Here is a 14041-nt window from a genome sequence, read left to right as displayed (position 1 = left end):
AATCATAGGGGTTCCGCTATTTTTATATAGATAGCTAAATTCAACTCGAACAGATACGTTTTCGCATTACTGATAACATCAATCGCTACATTTATTTGGCCATTTGAATTGTATATGGAAATATAAAGCAGGATCTCGAAGATAAATGGTGAAGTTTTTAGGTAATACAGTTTGAAAATGGCTGTTGATTCCTATAGAGGCTAAATAATTGCCATACAGTTTTTGATAATTAATTAAAAATTCAGGGTAATTAAGTTGTTCAAAAATAAGTCTGTTATAAGACTTGATTCGAGCTCGGGGTTAATAAAGTCATCTATATTTAGGCTGATAGCTATAAGTTTTTTCCCGGGTTATTTCAGTCTGTTTGGAGGCAACGTTGTTAGCGTTGTTCATTTTCGAATTTTTTTACGATAGGTTTTTTGATTTGCTTGGTCTTGGGTTGTTCTGTTGCGTTAGTTATTATATGTGAAAACGTTCTTTTTCGATGGTTAGGTAAAAATAATTACTTTTCTGTGGAATTTTTGGTGATATTGATAAGGGTAAATGACTGCCTAAAAATATTCTGAGTACTTCAATTTCACAAAGCCATAAGTTATGAAGGTTTCGCTACTGGAAAGTTACTTTTTTAAGTAGCGAAATTATCATCAATAATCTACATCTACTCGATATATTGTTGGATAGCCTAAAGAATGGATGGTGCAGCCGCTAATACCAAAGCCTACTTTTTTATTTGCTGTAGCAGCTGAAAGTAGAGCTGAATACATTTCTTTAGAAGTATTATCTTCGAACTCCAATATGACTTGCTCTTCAGTTGTAGTTGGGCAGCCCTGTGTATTGGTAAATCCAGGCTTAAAATAAATAACCGCAAAACTTTCATATGTTTTTATTGTGTATATTTCACGATCTATTGGTACTTGATCATTTCCTCCATATGCAAAATTGGAAAGGCATAGACATAATGCAGCAATTGATTTTTTAAACATTTGTTCCCCATAAAATATTTGCTATGAAATATAAAACTGAATTTTATATTATTCATTAATTGCTAGGTTGAGTAAACCTAAAGTAAAAAACTGGGAAATTATTGAGTTTTTAAAGGCTGGACTTTCGTACAAGTTCACTCTTACATTTTTTCTTATTATTAGGGGAGGCTAAGGCTCTTTCTGGTGTGGTAACGAGGGGGTAAATTTACTTGAATGGTGTATGTAGCTTAGAGGATTAACTGAGATAATTTTTGGGGTAGTGAGAACCGATATCTTTTTTTACATAGACTGATATGTCAAATTTGAGGACATCCGAACTTACTTTAGTATTTTGGGCATAAAAAAAGCCCCATCCTTACGGATGAGGCTTTTTGAATATGGTGCCCGGAGGCGGAATCGAACCACCGACACGGGGATTTTCAATCCCCTGCTCTACCGACTGAGCTATCCGGGCTTTGCGATCTTGCCGGGCTTCCCCTGCGTCGCGAGGCGCGTATTAAAGCCCTTCCCCGGGGCAGAGTCAACCCCTTGATTATAAAAAAGTTTTCTTTCTTTGCCGGGGAAGCTTTGAGGCGTTGTGTTACTGCTGTTCCGGCGGTACGTAGCCGTCGGCTGCGTCGTATTCCTCGCCACTTAAGAACTTCAGCATCTGCTCGCTCAGGTATGCGCGGCTTGAAGGCTCCATCATGTTCAGGTGCTTTTCGTTAATCAGCATGGTCTGGTGGGACATCCACTCCTGCCAGGCTTTTCTGGAAACATTCTCGAAGATGTCCATGCCTTTTGGGCCGGGGAAGGGCGGTGCATCCAGGCCTTCCAATTCCTCTTGGTACTTGCGGCAGAATACGGTTCTGGACATGGACTCCTCCTGGTTTTAGTCGGCAGCGGTCGGGGCGAGCAGGGGAGCCTGCATCGCCAGTAGTTGTTTTGCCAGCTTGACGATAGGGGCGGGTAGCCCCAGCTCCTGGGCCGCGCGTGGGCGGTTTAAACGCCGCAGTTTATACCAGCCAGCGCCGCTCTCCGCCACCTGTGCTGGGACTTTGCTCAATTGTACCCACACCGGTGAAATATCCAGGTGAAAGTGAGTGAAGGTGTGACGCAGGGTCGGCAGGGTCTGGGTGTCACTGGCGCGCCAGCGCTTTGCCTTGAGCCAGTCGCTGGTATTGTCGGCTTCAGGTGGGCTCCAGAGTCCTCCCCAGATACCACTGGGCGGGCGCTGTTCCAGATAGATTTCACCTTTGTGTTCAAGCAAGAGCAGGGTGGTGCTGCGCACCGGCTTTTCCTTGCGCGGTTTCTTGCCGGGGTAATCCTGTGGATTGCCCTGGGCGTGTGCCATACAGGACTTTTTCACCGGACACTCTTCACAGCGGGGTTTGGAGCGGGTGCACAGAGTGGCACCCAGGTCCATCATTACCTGGGTGTAGTCGTTAATGCGTTTGTTCGGGGTGTAGGTCTCTGCCAGTTCCCACAGATGATTGGCAACCGCGGTCTGCCCGGGCCAGCCTTCCACGGCGTGAAAGCGGGCCAGAACCCGTTTGACGTTGCCATCGAGGATCGGCGCCCTGAGCCCCATACTGATACTGGCAATAGCGCCAGCGGTGGAGCGGCCTATGCCGCTCAATTCGGTCAGTACTTCTACGTCCTGGGGAAATTCCCCGCTGTATTCCTTCAGTACCGTCTGGGCGCACTTATGCAGGTTGCGGGCGCGGGCGTAGTAGCCGAGGCCGCTCCAGTGAGCCAGGACTTTGTCCTGGGGGGCGCGGGCGAGACTTTCCAAGGTGGGAAAGCTCTGCATAAAGCGCTCAAAGTAGGGAATCACTGTGGTGACCTGGGTCTGCTGCAGCATGATCTCGGACACCCAAACCCGGTAGGGGTTGATGTCCTGCTGCCAGGGCAGGTCTTTGCGCCCGTGCTTGTCGAACCATTTCAGAACGGCATTTTGGAACTGCTTTGGGGTCATGGGGATACTGCGGGCTGGAATCTGTGGTTGAACATTGGAGTTGTGCACCGGGAGGGCCCCGGTGCACTTTAGCGGGGCCTTAGCGGCCGAAGAGATTTTTCAATTTTTCTTTCAGTTCGTCGACCTTTTCTTCAACTTTATCGCCAAGTTTCTTTTCGGTTTTGTACTTTGGCTTTTCCCGCAGCAAGTTGTCGTAGCGGTGCCTGTCGGGATTGTAGGGCTTGAGAGGGTTTTGCCCCTGATCTTGGTATTTCAGGCATTTCCATGTTGACGCTATAGGTGATGTCGTCCAATTGTGATTGTACAGAGGTTTCAGGTAGAGCCATTACTAGGTACCTTCCACCCTCGCTTCGATACCTAACTTTCAAACGATTGTGGACACACAAACCCGCTAGGTGTTGATACTTTGTTGCCAGGGCAGGTCTTTGTGCCCTGTTTGTCGAGCCATGACCTAGCGCGTGCCCCTAGCAGCCATTCTAAGTGCCAGCGGGCTGGCAAGGCTGAAAATAGTTATATCTTTAAATTCAGCAGCCAAGGGCAGCGGATTGTGTTGAAAGTGGTGGGGTTACAGCACTTTCAGATCAGCGTTGATCAGTTAGTACCGGGGGCGATCTACCTAGCTCACCGAAATAGAAAATGTTAGTGGTAGAGGCATCCCCAGACCCTGGTTATGAATGTGCCCCGCGTGAACTGACGTCATTCTTTGGGCTATCCAGGTGAAATGCGGTAGGGCATGCCTCACAGTTTGTATTGCCCATCTCTGGCTGGGCGACGCGATGAAAACTGCCGCTTAGCCCATCAGACCTGAAGGCCCTCTTCCGGCACATAGAAGTAGCCCACAAAGCGATAATTCGTGGCAGCCATACCATAGTTATGGTTTGCCGTTGCCAGCTGCTTGGGCAGAATCACAAAGCCGGGACCGTAGTTTTTCACCCCATGAGCGCCTGGTTTGTGAGTCCAGTAGCCGGTTTCCGGGTCCCGTCGGTACCAGTGGTGATCGGTTGAGGACTTATATAGGGCAACACAGTAACAACCCTCTGAAAAAGGTGGTGGGTCATTTGCTGGGGCGTTGGCCACATAGGCCATACCATCACGTTTGGCTCCTTCAATCAGGCTGGCATCTTCCAGGCTCGCGACATAGTTGGAGTAGGAGCCGGGGTCAGGCTTGCCCTTGTGTGGGGCCTCGCAGTTAGCAGCCCACGCATAGCAGTTAACGTGGTTGTTACCCCACTCCTCCTCCGCAGGCGTGTTTTTCGCAGCATTAGTAACCAGCTTGGTGATCACCTGCTTGGAACCATTGTTTCGTTGTGGATTCAGTAAAGTCATTTATTATTCCTTTTAGTTATGACCAATAGACTTTATAGAAACTGGACTCATTTTGGGGAAAGAAAGTGCAAGCAATGTGGAAGTTGTCGCGCGATGCTAAAAGCCAGGCGTCTGCATAAAAATGACAGAGGATGGTCTAGGGTGCCTTGACGGCCATATCACTAGCCCCCAGGCATACACTACTGACTACTTGAATTAACTCGTAATAACACTGCTCTCTGAGCGGCTTATTCCGGCTCCGTTCTCCTCGTTACCATAAGCTATTGCAGGCCAGCGCGGCATTTTGAAGCTGTTTTGGTGCGAGTGCGAGGTTGGATGGAGAGGCATATCGGGGCTGGAGTTGCGCGCCGGGCGGAGCCCGGCACGGCTCCGATTAACGGCCGAAGAGATTTTTCAATTTTTCTTTCAGTTCGTCGACCTTTTCTTCAACTTTATCGCCATATTTCTTTTCGGCTTTGTGCTTCAGTTCTTCCCGCAGCAAGTCGTCGAGACGGCGGCTGTCGGGTTTGCAGGTGCTGATGTTCACATCGTCGAAGTCACCCTTGCAGCGCAGCGGCAGCGGGCGATTGCGCCAGCGCTTGTTGCGCACGGTACAGCCGTCGGCGGAGGTGCTCTCGCCCACCAGAGCCAGGCCGAGCTTGAAATCGAAGTCCTGTTTCTTTAAGTCCACCTCTCCGTCACCGGTCAGGGCGATATTTTCGATGCCGGCGAGAATTTCGCTCACATCCACCTGATCGCCTTTCACCGCGATGGTAGCGCGAAGGTCTTGCAGTCCGGTGCTGTTGGGCCAGTCTCGGGTGGGCATTTCGGTATTTTCCGCGTAGCTAAACAGCTGGCACATGTTTTTCTCCAGGTTGAATGGAGAAATCGATATTTCCTTACTGGAAACCTCAACGGAGGCGCGCAGGTTTTTCTCTAGGGCTGTGGTTGTTTTGCCTTTGGTGCTGGCACTCCAGTTAACGCTGGCTTCCCCAGCCAGCTGGACGTCTTCACTGGGGAAGAGGGCGGCCTGGACCTTGCCGATATCCACATTGGTGAGACCGCCGCGCATTTGCGCCTCGGCGGTCTGTGCGCGAGCGTTGAGCTGGCCATTCGTATTCAGCTGGCCACCATAGATGTCGGCGCTCAATTTTTGCAGGCGGTAGAGGCCGTTATCCACAGTGAGTTGGATTTCCGGGCTGTCCATTTGCAGGTCAGCGGCTTGCAGTTGGTCCAGTGCCAGGCTGATATTGGCGTTGAAGCCGCGCAGGTCGCTCAGTGGCAGGGGTTCTGCCGCGGGCGGCTTGGCAGCTACTGTTCTTTTTGGTTTTTCTGCGGTTTCAGTTTGATCGCTCTGTGCCGCCTGCTCTCCCTGCTTTTTGCCTTCAGCGGCAGGAGCCTGCGCACTCTGTGCTTCCACTCCCTCGGTTTGTTCCGCCGAAGCGGCTCCAGCCTCATCTTCGGTCGAAGGGGGTAGATAGTTATCCAGGTTAAAGGCGCCGCCGCGCAGGTTCAGGTCTAGCCCTGGCATTTCTGCGTTGCGCAATTGGGCGTTGCCGCTAAAGGTGACGTCGTCCAGTTTCAGTTGCAGCGGTGTCAGGTCGAGCTTTTGCTCGGTACCTTCCACACTCGCTTCAATACTCAGCTTTTGCAGTGCTGCTTTATCGCGGGTATCGATTTCCGTGCCCGTCAGTTCAAACCAGGGGCGCAGAGGGTCGGCATTGGCGTTAACGTTTAGTTGTATACGCCAGGGTTGGGTGTTGCTGTCCCTGCGCAGGTAGCCGCGCATATGCAGGCTGGCCTTGGCGCTGTTCTCAGAGGTGAGGTCTACTTGTAGCGGTTGCAGGCGCAGCCCATTGAGGCCCTCATCCAGGGCGAGGGTGCTGTCAATTTTTAGCTTCAGCGGGTGTTTGAGGTCGCTGCCGGTAAGGTCTGCTGCGGCCGTGAGTTTGCCCGGCTCGCCACCCGGCACCAGGTTAATAACGCTTACCTGCAGGTCTTGGACTTTGTACTCTTTGTTGGTCTGGGCATCGCTGTAGAGCACCACGCCCTTATCGATACGCAGCTTTTGCAGGCTCAGGTCGACCTGTTGTTGTGATGGCTCTTCCTGTTCCTTGGGGATGGAGAGTTTGGGAGGTTGCTTGCTCTGAGCTTCCAGGGCCTCGCTGATCAGCTCCCAGTTGCCGCGCCCTTCTTTGTCGACGGTGAGCTCAATTTGCGGAGCTACCAGGACTATCTCTTCGGCCTCTACTTTGCGTTGCAGTAGTGGCTTGAGGGCCACGCCAATGGCAATTTTTTCTGCTTTCACCAGAGTTTGTTTTGGTAGCTTTAATGGTGCCAGCTGTACATCTTCAAGTTGCAGGCCGAGCTTGGGCCACAGCTGCCAGCCGATATCACCTTCCAGTTGCAGGGAGATGCCCTGTTTGGCAGCGAGTTTTTCTAACTGGGGTTTGTATTGGTTGATGTCGAGTCCTGCTAACAGCCAGGCGACGGCGCCAGCGAGTAGCAGGAAAACGATTAAAAGTGCGATAAAAGTGCGCTTTATCCAGGCCATGGAGAGCATTGTCCCTGTGTATTTGTCGTGTGGTGTCACGCATATGACGCCGCAGCGCGGCTCGATGTTCCCGCGCACTTCTACAAATAGGTTATGCCGGAATTGTAGGAGATGCAGCCCCGCGAGGCTGGGAAAGCGCTGCGGGGCCATTGAAGCAGGTGTTTATTAGAAAATAAACCGCACACCGGCTTCGACGCTGCGACCGGCTTCAGGAGCGTAGTCGCGCAGTAGTGAGGTGGAGTTGCGAATTTCTTCGTCGAGCAGGTTGCGGGCGCTGGCGAAGATCACCACGTCGCTGCTGCCGATATTGAAGTTGTAGTGGGCACTCAGGTCCATGCGGGTATAGCCGTCGGTTTCCTCTTCGTAGGCGCCGGCGCGATCCTGGTCCGCAGCTTCAGTGGTGCGCCACTCCCAGCCCCACTGTTCGTATTCCGCTCCCAAAGCGAGACCCAGGCGCAGGGGAGGCATGCGCGGCACGTCGGAACTTTCACCGGCGATATCTTCGTCGAAGCTTGCGCGCACAACGTCGCCAAACAGAGTCAGGTAGAAGTTGCTGCGCAGGGGAAATTTCACCGAGGCTTCAGCACCGTAGAAGGTGGCATCGCGATTGGCATAGGCGTAAATGGGCAGCTCTTCTTCGTACTCAAGGCCGGTATTCTGCGAATAGATGTAGTCGCCGATGCGGTTGTAGAAGACGCTGGCTTCAATCTGCGCTGCATGCCATCCGCTGGCCGCTTCGTTGTGGTGGTGATAGCCCAGTTCCAGGTTTAAGGAGCGTTCTTTGTCCAGGTCGCTGTTACCGATCAGGTAGCGCGACTCGGCCAGGTGCTCACCGTCGGCGAACAGCTCTTCGGCTACCGGGGCGCGCTCGGAGTGGGTGGCGCCGACGCTGATGTGTTGGTGCTCTTGCAGGAAGTACTGCAGAGTGGCACTGGTGCTGAACAGATTGAAGTCGCGATCCTCTGCGGTCTCCGGATCGATATCGACAAGCTCAATACGCGCGCCCAGGTCCAGGTGCCAGTTGCCCCACTCGCGTTCCTTCATGGTGAAGAGGCCGGCGCTGCGGGTGCGGGAGGGTTGGATAAAGGCTTCGTCGCCCACTGCAGCAAAGTCTTTGTCGGACAATTGCAGGCCGTAGGCACCACGCCACTCACTATCGTTGTCGTGGGTGATCTCCAAGCGACTTTCCCAGGCTTCATTGGTAAAGCGGGTACCGGGTTCACCTTCTTCCAGCTCTACGTGCTCATAGTCGTTATAGCCGATACGCAGGCGCAGCTTGTCCCAATAGTTGCTGTTGAAGCGGTGCTCGCCTTTGAGGTCGTAGCGAGTCTGCGCCATATCGATACGCACAGCTTCGACTTCGCTCTCCTCCTCATGCTCTTCATGTTCCTCGTGATCGTCCTCGTCGTGCTCCTCCTCTTCGTGGTGGTGCTCGTGAGTGCCGAGGGGGATACCGTAGTTGTTTTCCAGCTTGTTTACTGAGAGGCCGATATAGCCACTTTCAGTAATCCAGGAAACTCCACCGCTGTAGCTGTGGGCGCGGGCGTTGGTGTTGCCGACGTAGCCGTCGGTGTTGAATTCTTCCTCGTGCTCGCCTTCGTCCTCGTCGTGCTCTTCGTGTTCCTCGTGCTCGACAATAGCGAGGCCGGGAATTTCGGTATCGTCATTTTCGCGGTAGACACCGTCGAAGTACCAGGCCAGCTGCCCGGCACCGCCGGTAAAGCGGAATACCGAGGCATCCTGGCTGTTGGCGGTGTCGTGGCGCATCTCAACCGCGCCTTCAACTTCCTCGGGCACTTCGGTGGGGATGCGGCCGTCGATAATATTTACCACTCCACCGATAGCGCCGCTGCCGTAGCGCAGTGCCGCAGGTCCGCGCAGAATCTCGATGCGCTCGGCCAGCAGGGGTTCGATACTGGCGGCGTGATCGGCGCTGGTGTTGGAGGCGTCAGAGACATCCAGGTTGTCGTTCAGGATCTTCACCCGGTTGGCGCTCTGGCCGCGAATAACCGGCAGGCCCACGCCACTGCCAAAGGAGGCGTTGGTCACTCCCGGCTGGTTCTTCAGGGTTTCGCCCAGGGTGGCGGAAGCGGCTTTGCGCAGGGTCTCGCCGGAGAGCACCGATACCGGGGCAGCTACTGCGTCGGCAGGCTTATCCAGAGGGGACACGGTTACGTTAACTTCTTCCAGTTTGTTACTTTCTTCTGCGGCGCAAATAGCGGGTACGGCCAAGCTGGCAATAGCCAGGGCCAAAGTATTGAACTTAGTCATTGGTTTTTAATCCTGTCACAGGCGGACAATGCCATACGCGTCCAGCGCGGGCATTCACTAAAAAATTATCGGTTTTTTTGTTAGCTGAGTGACAAGGAGAAGGGAGGGGCGCGAGCACTCTGGCGCTCTGGCTGACAATTGTGAGCTGTTGGCGCAGAGGGCCGTACATAGTGACTTTGGGGCTCAGCCTGTACGAGCAATGGCTCGCTGCCGAGTGCTGCCGGTGAATGCATGCAGCACAGGTCACACATCTCTACCTGGGTGTTGCCCAGGTGGAAGTGCTCCGCCCACAGCGGCTGAGCTGCTACTACGGCGAGTAACAGGAACAGGCTGGCCCAGTAATGGGATTTTCGGCGCTTTAGAGTAACCATGCGGTGCATGATAGGGCTAAACAATTACGAATCAAGTTTCATCTGACACTAGAGAACCACAGGGAGTGTCATTCATCCTATAATTTGCGCCCTCTGTCTTATCGTGCAAATAAGGATCGCTTTCGATGCGTACAGCTAGCGTCACTCGTGACACCCTGGAAACCAAGATTCAAGTCAGCGTTAACCTGGACGGCCAAGGCCATGGCAAGTTCGCGACTGGGGTTCCTTTCCTGGAGCATATGCTCGATCAAATTGCCCGCCACGGCATGATCGACATGGACATTAGCTGCGATGGCGATATCCATATCGATGACCACCATACGGTGGAAGATATCGGCATTACCCTGGGCAAAGCCATTACCGAAGCGCTGGGAGATAAAAAGGGGATGACCCGTTACGGCCACAGCTACGTCCCATTGGATGAGGCGCTCTCTCGGGTCGTAATCGATTTCTCCGGCCGGCCCGGCCTGGTTATGGATGTGCCTTTCACACAGAAGCGGATCGGCAACTTTGATACCGAACTGTTTTACGAATTCTTCCAGGGCTTTGTTAACCACGCGCTGGTAACCGTACATATTGATTGCCTGCGTGGCCACAACGCTCACCATCAGGTGGAAACTGTATTTAAGGCCTTTGGTCGCGCCTTGCGTATGGCGTTGACCCCGGACCCCCGTATGGCCGGCACCATGCCCTCCACCAAAGGAGTCTTGTGATGGGTAAGGTCGCAGTACTCGATTACGGTATGGGCAACCTGCACTCGGTGGCCAGCGCCCTGAACAAGGTGGCGCCGGAGGCTGAGGTGGTGCTGGCGCAGACGCCGGAGCAGGCTGAGGGCGCAGAGCGCCTGGTGGTGCCCGGTGTGGGTGCCATTCGGGATTGTATGGCAGGGTTTGTCGATGCGGGTTTTTCGCCGCTGCTTCGTGAGGCCATCAGTGCGGGCACCCCGGTGCTGGGCATTTGTGTGGGTATGCAGATCATGATGCACCACAGCGAGGAGAATAATGGCGTTGATTGCCTGGGGATTTTCCCGGAGCCGGTGAAGTTCTTCGGTGACAACATTCCCTCGGCGCAGATTGCCGAACGGCTCAAGGTGCCCCATATGGGCTGGAACAGTGTTCAGCAGCGGCAGGCGCACCCTATGTGGGCCGATATTGCCGATGGCAGCCGTTTCTACTTTGTCCACAGTTACTATGTGCCGGCTGCTGAAAATCCGGATATTGCTGGGCAAACCGAGTACGGCATTCCCCTGGCTGCCGCAGTTGCCAGGGAGAATATCTTCGCCACCCAGTTCCACCCGGAGAAGAGTGCCGAGGCTGGCTTGCAGCTGCTAAAGAATTTTGTCCACTGGAACGGCCGGGCTCAATAGGCCCCGCTCACCGATCACACTGAAATACTGCCGACGTAAGAAAAGACATGATTGTAATTCCCGCGATTGATTTAAAAGACGGCCAATGCGTGCGCCTGCGCCAGGGCGAGATGGATGATGCCACTATATTTTCCGATGATCCCCTGGCGACAGCCCAGCATTGGGTGAACGAGGGAGCCAAGCGCCTGCACCTGGTGGACCTGAATGGTGCCTTCGCCGGCAATCCGGTGAACGGTGAAGCGGTAACTGCTATCGCCAAACAGTTTCCCGATTTACCGGTGCAAATTGGCGGAGGCATTCGCGATTTGCACACTGTCGAGCGCTATCTGGATGCCGGTGTGCAGTGGGGGATTATCGGCACTGCGGCGGTAAAAAATCCCAAGCTGGTGGAAGAGGCGTGTCGCGAGTTCGAGGGCCATATTATTGTTGGACTTGATGCCAAAGATGGCTTGGTGGCTACCGAAGGCTGGGCTGAGGTCTCCGAGCTGAAGGCGACAGAACTGGCCAAGCGCTTTGCTGATTGTGGCGTCAGCTCTATTGTTTATACGGATATTGCTCGCGATGGCATGATGCAGGGCGTCAATATTGAGGCGACCCTGGAAATGGCCCGCGCAGTGCAGGTGCCTATTATTGCCTCTGGCGGTGTCAGCAGCATCGAGGATATCGAACAGCTGTTGAATGCCGGTGAAATCTACGGTGCGATTACCGGCAGGGCGATCTATGAAGACAAGTTGAACCTGCGCGAAGCGCAGCAGCTTTGCGACCAACGGAACAAATAATGGCTCTGGCGAAACGTATTATTCCCTGTCTGGATGTGGACAACGGCCGCGTGGTGAAGGGCGTTAACTTTGTCGATATCCGCGATGCCGGCGACCCGGTGGAAATTGCCCGCCGCTACAACGAAGCGGGCGCGGATGAAGTCACTTTCCTCGATATCACCGCCACCCACGAACAGCGCGATACCATCCTGCACACCGTGGAGAAAATGGCCCACGAGGTGTTTATCCCCCTCACTGTCGGCGGCGGTGTGCGTACCTTGCAAGATATCCGCAATCTGCTGAATGCCGGTGCGGACAAGACTGCAATCAATTCAGCGGCAGTGAAAAATCCCGAGTTTGTACGCGAGGCCGCCGAGCGCTTTGGCAGCCAGTGTATTGTAGTGGCGATTGATGCCAAGCAGGTGGGAGAGGGCCGCTGGGAGATTTTTACCCACGGCGGTCGCCAGCCCACTGGCATTGATACTGTGGCCTGGGCCCGGCAGATGGCCGAATATGGCGCCGGTGAAATCCTGCTGACCAGTATGGATCGCGACGGCACCAAGAACGGTTTTGACCTGGCCCTGACCCGGGCGGTTACTGAGGCGGTTCAAGTGCCAGTCATTGCTTCCGGTGGTGTGGGAGATCTACAGCACCTTGCGGATGGCGTATTGCACGGCGGTGCGGATGCGGTATTGGCTGCGAGTATCTTCCACTTTGGCGAATACACCATTGCCGAGGCGAAAGCGTTTATGCACAGCGCAGGGATTGAAATGCGGTTGTAGGTAGGTGTAGGTCTTGCACGGCGGGCCCAGGGCCCGCCGCACTCTGCTTACTGCTGTTCGTCTGCGCGGGCAAGGCGCTCGCGCAAACCCCTGTCCCTGTGAGCGTAGAGATTGAGGCCCTTGAGTACATTGAGGGCTTCGAAGATTTGGTTGTCGCGATCCATCCAGCCTTCCCGTTCCTCCTGTTCTCTCGAGCGGTCTTCAGAAGTCCGGTCGGCACCACCATTACCGTTGTCCAGATGCCCTGCCAAATCCGCTTCAGTGGGTCTGGGGGAGTCGTCCAAGCGGGTGACTTTCACCCGCTCTACCACGATATCCGGTGTGATGCCCTGGGCCTGGATTGAGCGGCCATTGGGAGTGAAGTAGAGCGCGGTTGTTAGCTTAATGGCGCGTTCATTATTGATAGGGATTACAGTTTGTACCGATCCCTTGCCGAAGCTGTCGGTGCCCATCACCACTGCGCGGCGGTGGTCCTGTAGGGCGCCGGCGACAATTTCTGCTGCAGAGGCGGAGCCCGCGTTGATTAATACAACCAGCGGAGCGCCTTCGGTTAAATCGCCCGGCTCGGCGGAATAGCTCAGGTTGGCGGCTTCATTGCGGCCTTCGGTGTAGACCACCAGGCCCTCTTCCAAAAATGCATCCGCTACTTCCACCGAGGATTGCAGCACGCCACCGGGGTTGTTGCGCAGGTCGATAACCAGCCCTTTAAGTGTGCCTTTCTTCTGCAACTTGATCAGCTCGTCGGCCACATCGGCGCCGGTGTCCAGTTGGAACTGGCTGATGCGCAGATAACCGTAGCCATCGTCGAGGACTTTGCTGCGAACACTGCGCACGCGTACGGTGTCCCGCTTGAGAGTGACATCGAAAGGTTCTTTAAAACCTTTGCGGGCGATGGTCAGGGTCACACTGCTGCCCTTGGGCCCGCGCATCCACTCCACTGCTTCATCCAGGCTCACGCCCTTCATGGATTTGCCCGACAGGCGCAGTATGACATCGCCGGCCTTGAGGCCAGCGCGGGAGGCGGGGGTGTCATCCATGGGGGTGACGACGGTGATATGGTCGTTTTCGATTCCCACCTCGATCCCCAGGCCGGCAAACTCACCAGTGGTGTTGGCTTGCAGGTCGTCAAAGGAGCGGCGGTCTAGGTAGGAGGAATGGGGGTCGAGGCCTTGCAGCATACCTTTGATGGCATATTCCAGCAGGGTTCGGTCATCTACTTCCTCGATATAGCCCTGCCGAATCTGCTCGAACACTTTGGCAAAGCTGCGCAGGTCTTCCAGCGGCAGGCGGGCTTCACTGTCCGCAGCCACCGGGTGAGGGCTGTCGCCGGCGGTTAAACCCATTAAAGGCAGGGCTGTCAGAGCGGCAGCACCGATCAGGGTTGTCAGTGCCTTGGGGATAAACATGTTGTTGTGACCTCTGCCTTATTTCTTCGCTGCTTTGCGAAAGTGTAGACCGCAGAGATTGGCAGGGATTCTAAGCGGACGCCAAATTCTACAGTGTCACAGTCTTAGTCGTCATAAGCCCAAGGGTCTTACACCTGGGCTGATTCCCACTCTTATTCTCTTTTGGTGATGAAAATAAAACCGTTACCCCGTGGCTTTTTGTCGCGATGTTGTCTCATTTAATTAGCACAGGGGTGAGAGCTCAGAGGTAAAGTAGTGCGGATTAGGCGGGTTCCTAATCCCAACTGC

At 54.2% G+C, this 14041-nt stretch carries 12 protein-coding genes and 1 tRNA gene; 4 read left to right on the top strand and 9 right to left on the bottom strand.

Annotated features, from left to right (window positions below):
• Nucleotides 1–644: 644 nt before the first annotated feature.
• The 8 genes from BTJ40_RS21220 to BTJ40_RS21180 all read right to left on the bottom strand — a co-directional run bounded on the left by BTJ40_RS21220 (nt 645) and on the right by BTJ40_RS21180 (nt 9465).
• The gene (locus BTJ40_RS21220; RefSeq protein WP_108734950.1) at nt 645–983 is read right to left on the bottom strand and encodes a hypothetical protein; all 339 of its coding nucleotides are present in this window, start codon (nt 981–983) and stop codon (nt 645–647) included.
• A gap of 378 nt (nt 984–1361) precedes the next feature.
• Nucleotides 1362–1437 (bottom strand) — tRNA-Phe (locus BTJ40_RS21215).
• A gap of 126 nt (nt 1438–1563) precedes the next feature.
• A complete protein-coding gene (locus tag BTJ40_RS21210) occupies nt 1564–1839 on the bottom strand; it encodes an oxidative damage protection protein (protein ID WP_108734949.1) in 276 nt (91 codons plus the stop codon).
• A gap of 15 nt (nt 1840–1854) precedes the next feature.
• Nucleotides 1855–2940: an A/G-specific adenine glycosylase gene (mutY, locus tag BTJ40_RS21205; RefSeq protein WP_108735383.1), complete on the bottom strand. Its 1086-nt coding sequence runs from the start codon at nt 2938–2940 to the stop codon at nt 1855–1857.
• A gap of 798 nt (nt 2941–3738) precedes the next feature.
• A complete protein-coding gene (locus BTJ40_RS21195) occupies nt 3739–4266 on the bottom strand; it encodes a hypothetical protein (protein WP_108734947.1) in 528 nt (175 codons plus the stop codon).
• 373 nt (nt 4267–4639) lie between these two features.
• Nucleotides 4640–6799: an AsmA family protein gene (locus BTJ40_RS21190; RefSeq protein WP_108734946.1), complete on the bottom strand. Its 2160-nt coding sequence runs from the start codon at nt 6797–6799 to the stop codon at nt 4640–4642.
• 165 nt (nt 6800–6964) lie between these two features.
• Complete coding sequence (locus BTJ40_RS21185; protein ID WP_108734945.1) at nt 6965–9070, bottom strand: TonB-dependent receptor; 2106 nt, start codon at nt 9068–9070, stop codon at nt 6965–6967.
• 80 nt (nt 9071–9150) lie between these two features.
• Nucleotides 9151–9465, bottom strand: a complete 315-nt coding sequence (locus tag BTJ40_RS21180; protein WP_157954186.1) for a hypothetical protein — start codon at nt 9463–9465, stop codon at nt 9151–9153.
• 101 nt (nt 9466–9566) lie between these two features.
• Here BTJ40_RS21180 and hisB point away from each other — a divergent pair, with 101 nt between their 5' ends.
• Genes hisB through hisF form a run of 4 tightly spaced genes read left to right on the top strand, consistent with a single transcriptional unit; the run spans nt 9567 to nt 12347 of the window.
• On the top strand, nt 9567–10154 hold the full coding sequence (gene hisB / locus BTJ40_RS21175) for an imidazoleglycerol-phosphate dehydratase HisB (RefSeq protein ID WP_108734943.1): 588 nt from the start codon (nt 9567–9569) through the stop codon (nt 10152–10154).
• The gene (hisH, locus tag BTJ40_RS21170; protein ID WP_108734942.1) at nt 10154–10807 is read left to right on the top strand and encodes an imidazole glycerol phosphate synthase subunit HisH; all 654 of its coding nucleotides are present in this window, start codon (nt 10154–10156) and stop codon (nt 10805–10807) included. The genes hisB and hisH overlap by 1 nt, the downstream gene beginning before the upstream one ends.
• Before the next feature lie 47 nt (nt 10808–10854).
• On the top strand, nt 10855–11586 hold the full coding sequence (hisA, locus tag BTJ40_RS21165) for a 1-(5-phosphoribosyl)-5-[(5-phosphoribosylamino)methylideneamino]imidazole-4-carboxamide isomerase (protein WP_108734941.1): 732 nt from the start codon (nt 10855–10857) through the stop codon (nt 11584–11586).
• On the top strand, nt 11586–12347 hold the full coding sequence (hisF, locus tag BTJ40_RS21160) for an imidazole glycerol phosphate synthase subunit HisF (RefSeq protein WP_108734940.1): 762 nt from the start codon (nt 11586–11588) through the stop codon (nt 12345–12347). The genes hisA and hisF overlap by 1 nt, the downstream gene beginning before the upstream one ends.
• Nucleotides 12348–12394: 47 nt before the next feature.
• Here hisF and BTJ40_RS21155 read toward each other — a convergent pair whose 3' ends face one another.
• A complete protein-coding gene (locus BTJ40_RS21155) occupies nt 12395–13753 on the bottom strand; it encodes a S41 family peptidase (RefSeq protein ID WP_108734939.1) in 1359 nt (452 codons plus the stop codon).
• Nucleotides 13754–14041 lie beyond the last annotated feature (288 nt).

The sequence above is a fragment of the Microbulbifer sp. A4B17 genome (assembly GCF_003076275.1).
Lineage (GTDB): Bacteria > Pseudomonadota > Gammaproteobacteria > Pseudomonadales > Cellvibrionaceae > Microbulbifer.
Note: the sequence above shows the minus strand (reverse complement) of the source record. Positions and strands in the feature narration are given on the sequence as shown.

What these genes read in the sequence shown, in the direction of transcription:
- hisF (WP_108734940.1), top strand. Translation starts at nt 11,586, where the DNA reads ATGGCTCTGGCGAAACGTATTATTCCCTGTCTGGATGTGGACAACGGC.
- BTJ40_RS21195 (WP_108734947.1), bottom strand. Translation starts at nt 4,266, where the DNA reads ATGACTTTACTGAATCCACAACGAAACAATGGTTCCAAGCAGGTGATC.
- BTJ40_RS21210 (WP_108734949.1), bottom strand. Translation starts at nt 1,839, where the DNA reads ATGTCCAGAACCGTATTCTGCCGCAAGTACCAAGAGGAATTGGAAGGC.
- BTJ40_RS21155 (WP_108734939.1), bottom strand. Translation starts at nt 13,753, where the DNA reads ATGTTTATCCCCAAGGCACTGACAACCCTGATCGGTGCTGCCGCTCTG.
- mutY (WP_108735383.1), bottom strand. Translation starts at nt 2,940, where the DNA reads ATGACCCCAAAGCAGTTCCAAAATGCCGTTCTGAAATGGTTCGACAAG.
- hisB (WP_108734943.1), top strand. Translation starts at nt 9,567, where the DNA reads ATGCGTACAGCTAGCGTCACTCGTGACACCCTGGAAACCAAGATTCAA.
- hisA (WP_108734941.1), top strand. Translation starts at nt 10,855, where the DNA reads ATGATTGTAATTCCCGCGATTGATTTAAAAGACGGCCAATGCGTGCGC.
- BTJ40_RS21185 (WP_108734945.1), bottom strand. Translation starts at nt 9,070, where the DNA reads ATGACTAAGTTCAATACTTTGGCCCTGGCTATTGCCAGCTTGGCCGTA.
- hisH (WP_108734942.1), top strand. Translation starts at nt 10,154, where the DNA reads ATGGGTAAGGTCGCAGTACTCGATTACGGTATGGGCAACCTGCACTCG.
- BTJ40_RS21190 (WP_108734946.1), bottom strand. Translation starts at nt 6,799, where the DNA reads ATGGCCTGGATAAAGCGCACTTTTATCGCACTTTTAATCGTTTTCCTG.
- BTJ40_RS21220 (WP_108734950.1), bottom strand. Translation starts at nt 983, where the DNA reads ATGTTTAAAAAATCAATTGCTGCATTATGTCTATGCCTTTCCAATTTT.